A 6,167-nucleotide genomic window follows, 5' to 3' on the forward strand; every position below is an offset into this window, starting at 1 on the left:
GAAGGGGCAGGAACGGGACAGGGATGCTGCTCCGTTCCTGTTTTTGGCAAAAGCCCCAAAGGGACCTACTCCAGGCCCATTTTCTTCATGCCGGAATTGAACAGGGATTCCATGCTGTTGCCGAAATCCGACAGGCCCTTCTCGATGTCATCCATGGTATTGGAGCGGCGGGCCGGCTTTTCTGCCAGCGAGGGGTCGAGGGTCTCCAGATCGTGGATGCGCTTGCGCAGCTGGTCGATCTCGAACCAGGCCAGGTTCTCCATAGCGCTTTGGCTGTTGGGATAGTTCTCGGCCACAGGACGCATGCTGGCCTTGTACGCCAGCCAGCTGTGCTGGCTCCCTTCCAGGGCTTCCAGGCAGGCGGCACTGCGTTTTTCCGCTTCGGGGCCGGAGAATTTTTTGCAGATGCCCTGCATGGCCTTATAACGGGTATCCAGCTTTTTCTGCCAGTAATCACGCTCCATATCCAGGCACTGTTTCTGATCCGAGCTCTTGGGATTTTTTTTGATGCAGGCTTCGAACCCCGGAGCGTGTTCGGCTGCCATGGCGGGAGCGGCCAGCAGCAGGGCGGCCAGCAGAGCGGGCAAAAAGCGTTTCGTGGACATAGGATCTCCTTGTGTCATGTACTGCCAGCATACGGTATGCGGTGGTTCCTGTCAGCAGGTCTACCAGCCGGTACGCCGTCGACCGTGGACCAGCAGGCCGATGCCCAGCAGCAGGGTCAGGGCCTCGGCTAGGGGGATGGCCCAGAAGATATGCTCGTCTTCCAGCCAGAGGGCGAACAGGCTCAGGAACAGGGCGGGAAAGACCAGACTGCGGCTCAGCGCCATGCCCACAGCCTGCAGGGAGCGGTTGAGCCCGGTCAGGTAACAGGCGATGCCCATGTTCAGGCCGCTGAAGAAAAAGCTCCAGCGGAAGTCGGCGATGAAGTCACAGGCCAGGCTGCCCACAGCAGCGTTGTCGGGCAGGAAAAGGCGGGCAAGCTCCTGCGGGTAGAGGCTGAAGACAAGGAACATGATCACGCCCAGTGCCAGCAGGCTCAGCAGGGCGACGTGCAGGAATCTGTGCGTCCGCTGGCGCAACCCGGCAGCATGGTTGGCACTGACCAGGGGCGACAGGGTGTCGCTGAGGCCGTAAGCCAGGGTCAGGCCGAACCACGAACCGTAGCTGACCACGGTGAAGGCGGCCACGCCGGAGGAGCCGAAGCGGGCCATCATCAGATGATTGATGAGCAGGATGATGCTGCCCACGGAGATCTCGTTGATGCTCTCCGCACTGCCGTTGAGGCTGGCCCGCAGTATCTCCCGCCAGCCGCAGCCCTTCAGGGGCAGACGCAGCAGGGCTCGGCGGGAAAGGAAGTGGACCAGGAACAGGAGCAGGGTGCAGCTGAAGCCCAGGCCCGTGGCCAGGGCCGCCCCCTGCACGCCCCAGCCGAAGCGGGCGATGAACAGGTAGTCCAGGAAGATATTGACGGCAGCGCTCAGGATGAGCCCCAGAGAGGCCAGGGTGGGATGCTGGTCCACCCGGGCGAACTGCGAAAGGGCGTAGGAGGCGGGCAGCACAGGGCTGAAAAGCAGGATGGTGGTCAGATACTGGTACGCGGGCCGCATCACATCACCGTCCGCCCCCAGCAAGGCCAGCAGCAGCGGCCGGAACAGCAGCGAGAGCAGGGCCAGTACCAGACCGGCCAGCAGGATGAGCAGCATGGTGCGGCCAAAGACCGCCGAAGCGGCCCGCAGATCGCCGCGCCCCACGTGGTGGGCACTGCGGACCGTGCCGCCCACGGAAAGCATGACGCCCATGCCGAAAAAAATGCTGAAGACAGGGCTGACGATATTGACGGCTGCCAGAGCCTGGGCCCCGACATAGCGACCGATGAAAATGGTATCCACCAGACCGGCGGACGAAAGCAGGAGGAAGGCCGCGGACCAGGGCAGGCCATAGCGGAAAAAGGTCTGGGCCACGGGGCGGTCCAGCATGCTGGCACGATTTTGGGACATGGGAACCTCGGGATGGCTGCACAGGGCAGGTCCGGGACTTGTACCATGCGGCCAAGAAAAGCGTCAACGCGCTGCGCGGAAGCAGGAAAAAGCGGCGGGATCCGGGAAAGGGGCTTGACATGGCCGCCGCAAGGATTATGCTCAATTGTGCAAAACGTCCGCAAGCCTGCCATCCTTTCCGGATGCGTGCCCGTTTTGCCAGATATTGGAGAAATCATGCCGCGTCCCAGACAGTGCCGCTATGTGGCCACCACTCCCAGTGTCACCTACTTCAAGCCGCGGGGCATCCCCATGACGGCCCTGGAGGAAGTCTGCCTGGGCGTGGAAGAACTCGAAGCCCTGCGTCTGGCGGATCTGGAAGGCCTGACCGGTTCCGAGGCCGCCTGCCGCATGCGTGTGTCCCGTCATACGTTCGGCCGTACTCTGGCTGCTGCCCGGCGCACGGTGGCGCTGGCCCTGGTCACGGGCCGGGCCCTGCGCATCGAGGGCGGTCATTATGCCCTGGCCGAACCGGATCAGCGGACTGCGGACGCAAAGGAGAATACCATGCAGAAGATTGCCATTTCCAGTGAAGGCCCCACCCTTGACGATCTCGTCGATCCCCGTTTCGGTCGCGCGGGCGGTTTCGTGGTGGTGGATCTGCCGGACATGAGCGTGAGCTATATCGACAACGGCGCTTCCCAGACCATGAGCATGGGCGCCGGCATCGAGACCGCCGAACGTGTGGCCAACGCAGGCGTGCAGGTGGTGCTGAGCGGCTATGTGGGCCCCAAGGCTTTCGACGCCCTGAAAGCTGCGGGCATCAAGGTCTGCCAGGATGTGAGCGGTACCGTCCGGGAAGCGGTGGAACGTTTCCAGAAGGGCGAATTCCCCTTTGCTGACGCGCCCAACAAGTAGAGGACCCGTATGCGTATCGCCATTGCCAGCGGCAAGGGCGGGGCAGGCAAGACCAGCGTGGCGGCCTCCCTGGCCAGCGTCTGGGACAGCCCCCTGGTGGCCGTGGACACGGACGTGGAAGCGCCCAACCTCCACCTCTTCCTGCCGCCGCAGGTGGAGGGGAGCAGCAAGGCCTGGCTGGAAGTTCCTTCCCTCGATCTGGCCGCGTGCAGCAAGTGCGGCAAATGCCGCGAGATCTGCAGCTTCAAGGCCATCGCCTCCTTTGCCGGCAATATCAGCATCTTTCCCGACATGTGCCACGGCTGCGGCGGCTGTTTCGCCGTCTGTGCGGACAAGGCCCTCAAGCCCGTGGGCCGGGAGCTGGGCGAACTGGAACACGGCGCGGTGCTGGACGGTACTGTCCGCTTCCTCATGGGGCGTACCCGTATCGGCGAATCCATGACGCCGCCCCTGCTGCGCCAGCTGCGGGCCCGTCTGGACGCCATGCTGGCTGAGATCCCGGCCGATGCCATTCTCGATGCGCCTCCCGGGGTCAGCTGTCCGGCGGTCACGGTCACCCGTGATGTGGATCTGATCCTGCTGGTGGCCGACCCCACGCCCTTCGGTTTCCATGATTTCAGATTGGCGCATCAGGCCTTCCTGCCCCTGAACAAGGCCATGGCCGTGGTCATCAACCGGGCCGGGGCCGAGGGTAATGCCGATGGTGACGCCGCGGTGCGTGACTACTGTCGCAAACACGGTCTGCCCCTGCTGGCGGAGCTGCCTTTTGAACGGGCCGCCGCCGAGCAATATGCCAATGGCCGTCTGCTGGCCGCGCTGTCCCCGGAATGGAAACAGCGTTTCGAACACTTGCGCGATGCCCTGCGCCGTCTGGGCGGGGAGGTGTGCCATGCGTGAGATCGTCGTCATCAGCGGCAAGGGCGGGACGGGCAAAACCACGGTTTGCGCCTCCTTTGCCCATCTGGCCGAAAGCAAGGTCATCTGTGACCTGGACGTGGATGCGCCCGACCTGCACATCCTGCTGCAGCCGGAGGTCAAGGAACGCACGCCGTTCATCTCGGGACACAGCGCCCGGATCCGTCAGGATGACTGCATCCGTTGCGGCCAGTGTGCCGATCTGTGCCGTTTCGAAGCGGTACGTCCTCATGACGGGGGCTTCCTTATCGATGACCATTGCGAAGGCTGCGGCGTCTGCGTGAAGCTCTGTCCGCAGCAGGCCATCGATTTTCCCGACAATCACTGTGGTGACTGGTACGTGAGCGACAGCCGCTTCGGGCTGATGGTCCATGCCCAGCTCTTTCCCGGGCAGGAGAACTCCGGACGTCTGGTGAGCCTGCTCAAGGCCCAGGCCAGGGAGCGTGCCAGAGCGCTGGGGCTGGAGACCATCCTGTGCGACGGTTCGCCGGGCGTGGGCTGTCCCGTCATCAGTTCCCTGTCGGGGGCCAGTCTGGCCGTGGGCGTCGTGGAGCCCACGCCGTCAGGTCGCCACGATTTCAGCCGCGTGGCCGATTTGTGCCGGCATTTCCGCATCCCGCTGGCCATCATCATCAACAAGGCTGATCTCAATGGGAACGAGGCCGATGCCATCGCCGCGGAATGCGCCGAACACGGCCATACCCTGCTGGGGCGCCTGCCCTTCGATCCGGTGGTGACCCGGGCCATGGTGCAGCGTCGCGCCCTGACAGAATTCGACAATCCTCTTGGCAACAGCCTGAAGGACATGTGGTCGGCCCTTCAGGATATGCGCACCGGCCGCTAGGCCGCGCACCTTCGACCAGAAATGGAGCGTTTATCATGAGCTTTCTTCTTGCCGTGCCTTCCTGCATGCCTGGCGGTCTCGATGCCCAGATGGGCATGCACTTCGGCCATTGCGACATCTACACCATCGTGGAAATCGAAGACAACGCCATCAAGGCCGTGGGCACGCTGGAAAACGTGCCTCACCAGCAGGGCGGCTGCATGGCTCCCGTGCAGCACCTGGCCAGCCACGGCGTGAAAGCCCTGCTGGCCGGCGGCATGGGCATGCGTCCGCTGATGGGCTTCCAGCAGGTGGGCGTCAACGTCTTCTTCGCCGGTCAGTACCCCACCGTGGGCGCTGCCGTGCAGGCCTTCCTGGAAGGCAAGCTGCCTCCCTTCACCATGGACTTCACCTGCGGTGGCGGCGGCCATCACTAGGCCGTGGGGTCCGCTATGGATATCCTGATCGTTACCTCGCGCCCCGAACAGTGGGCCCCGGTCCTTCCGGTCATGGAAGGGCGCGGTGCGGCTGTCCGGCAGGCGGGTTCCCTGGAACAGGGCATGGAGCTGGTGCGCCAGCAGGCCCCCGCTCTGGCCGTGCTCGACCTGGGGCTGGAGCCTGAGGAGCTGCGCAAGGCTGTCATCGACATCCTCATGGTCAATGCCATGATCCATACGGCTGCTGTCAGCCCCATGACGGCGGCGGAATTCCACGACAAGATGGAAGGGCTCGGCATGCTGATGTCCCTGCCCGTGGACTTTACGGTCCGGGACGTGGAAAAGATGATGACGGCTCTGGAAGGCCTCGCAGGATAGAGACCTGTTGAGCTGATAGCAGGGGATCCTTTGTCGGGCTGCCGCCCGGGAAGGATCCCCTTTGCATTTTTTGCGGGGACCGCCGGTTCTTGCTGTGGATAGCGCAAGTAGAGGAGGACTATCTGCTTTTGCCTTTCTTCTTTCCTGAGGAAAGGGACAGCAGGCCGTGCTTTCAATGTCGCATCCGGGGCGCTGTGTCCGGTGTATTTTTCTCCTTTTCGTGTGTCCTTTGGTGCCGTGACAGAGAAAATCCGAAGCAGGGCGAAAGAGGCGCATCGCTTCTTGGAGAGAAAAGGATGCTTTCTCTAGCAGGGAATGTGTGGCTCTTGCCGGGCAGAAAGGGGAGAAGAAAATGGAAAATGGCAAAGAAAAATCCAAACATTTTTTTGTGTCTTTTCAGCATGTTGATTGAATAATCAGTCAGCAAGACGCAAATCCGCAAATTTTTTTGCGGAAAAATGCTTGACGATGGGGTCGAAAAGGCGCATAAAGCCGTTCGCGCCAACGAGCCGGCCACGTCCGAAAGGGCGGCGGGAAAAGAAATTTTCCCGGATGGCAAAAAAGTTCTTGACGCGGGTTTGAAAATGAGACATAAGTCTCCCTCGCGCCAACGAGTTGCCCCGACGGGGCCGCGAAAAAAACTTTCGCGAAAATGAAAAAAACTTGTTGACAGCGAAAACGAAGCGGCGTAAACAACTGCTTCGCGCCGAGTGAATT

At 62.2% G+C, this 6,167-nt stretch carries 8 protein-coding genes; 5 read left to right on the forward strand and 3 right to left on the reverse strand.

Annotated features, from left to right (window positions below):
• Positions 1-65: 65 nt before the first annotated feature.
• Both ACQRCJ_RS08935 and ACQRCJ_RS08940 read right to left on the reverse strand, forming a co-directional pair.
• Positions 66-605 (reverse strand): lysozyme inhibitor LprI family protein, encoded by a 540-nt coding sequence (locus ACQRCJ_RS08935; protein ID WP_168936487.1) that lies wholly within the window; start codon positions 603-605, stop codon positions 66-68.
• A gap of 60 nt (positions 606-665) precedes the next feature.
• Complete coding sequence (locus tag ACQRCJ_RS08940; protein WP_427799658.1) at positions 666-2,000, reverse strand: MATE family efflux transporter; 1,335 nt, start codon at positions 1,998-2,000, stop codon at positions 666-668.
• 216 nt (positions 2,001-2,216) lie between these two features.
• On the opposite strand from ACQRCJ_RS08940, the gene ACQRCJ_RS08945 reads away from it, so the two are divergent.
• From ACQRCJ_RS08945 to ACQRCJ_RS08965, 5 genes are read left to right on the forward strand one after another with little or no spacing between them, the layout of a single operon-like run.
• Entirely contained in the window at positions 2,217-2,897 is a 681-nt protein-coding gene (locus ACQRCJ_RS08945) for a DUF134 domain-containing protein (RefSeq protein ID WP_168936489.1), read from the forward strand.
• A gap of 9 nt (positions 2,898-2,906) precedes the next feature.
• Entirely contained in the window at positions 2,907-3,794 is an 888-nt protein-coding gene (locus ACQRCJ_RS08950; protein WP_168936490.1) for a 4Fe-4S dicluster domain-containing protein, read from the forward strand.
• A complete protein-coding gene (locus ACQRCJ_RS08955; RefSeq protein WP_427799659.1) occupies positions 3,787-4,656 on the forward strand; it encodes an ATP-binding protein in 870 nt (289 codons plus the stop codon). The genes ACQRCJ_RS08950 and ACQRCJ_RS08955 overlap by 8 nt, the downstream gene beginning before the upstream one ends.
• Positions 4,657-4,691: 35 nt before the next feature.
• Positions 4,692-5,072, forward strand: a complete 381-nt coding sequence (locus ACQRCJ_RS08960) for a NifB/NifX family molybdenum-iron cluster-binding protein (protein WP_205906129.1) — start codon at positions 4,692-4,694, stop codon at positions 5,070-5,072.
• 15 nt (positions 5,073-5,087) lie between these two features.
• Positions 5,088-5,450 carry a hypothetical protein gene (locus ACQRCJ_RS08965; RefSeq protein ID WP_204626222.1) on the forward strand — a complete coding sequence of 121 codons (363 nt, stop codon included), beginning with the start codon at positions 5,088-5,090 and terminating at the stop codon, positions 5,448-5,450.
• A 172-nt stretch (positions 5,451-5,622) separates the two neighbouring features.
• Here the strand turns inward: ACQRCJ_RS08965 and ACQRCJ_RS08970 are convergent.
• Positions 5,623-6,167, reverse strand: a 545-nt coding sequence (locus ACQRCJ_RS08970; protein WP_427799660.1) for a hypothetical protein, incomplete at its 5' end; no start/stop codon positions are given.

This window comes from Desulfovibrio sp. SGI.102, assembly GCF_050314315.1.
Taxonomy (GTDB): domain Bacteria; phylum Desulfobacterota; class Desulfovibrionia; order Desulfovibrionales; family Desulfovibrionaceae; genus Desulfovibrio.

Excerpts from the sequence above, each read along its gene's own strand:
- ACQRCJ_RS08940 (WP_427799658.1), bottom strand. The coding sequence starts at position 2,000 with ATGTCCCAAAATCGTGCCAGCATGCTGGACCGCCCCGTGGCCCAGACC.
- ACQRCJ_RS08955 (WP_427799659.1), top strand. The coding sequence starts at position 3,787 with ATGCGTGAGATCGTCGTCATCAGCGGCAAGGGCGGGACGGGCAAAACC.
- ACQRCJ_RS08935 (WP_168936487.1), bottom strand. The coding sequence starts at position 605 with ATGTCCACGAAACGCTTTTTGCCCGCTCTGCTGGCCGCCCTGCTGCTG.
- ACQRCJ_RS08950 (WP_168936490.1), top strand. The coding sequence starts at position 2,907 with ATGCGTATCGCCATTGCCAGCGGCAAGGGCGGGGCAGGCAAGACCAGC.
- ACQRCJ_RS08945 (WP_168936489.1), top strand. The coding sequence starts at position 2,217 with ATGCCGCGTCCCAGACAGTGCCGCTATGTGGCCACCACTCCCAGTGTC.
- ACQRCJ_RS08965 (WP_204626222.1), top strand. The coding sequence starts at position 5,088 with ATGGATATCCTGATCGTTACCTCGCGCCCCGAACAGTGGGCCCCGGTC.
- ACQRCJ_RS08960 (WP_205906129.1), top strand. The coding sequence starts at position 4,692 with ATGAGCTTTCTTCTTGCCGTGCCTTCCTGCATGCCTGGCGGTCTCGAT.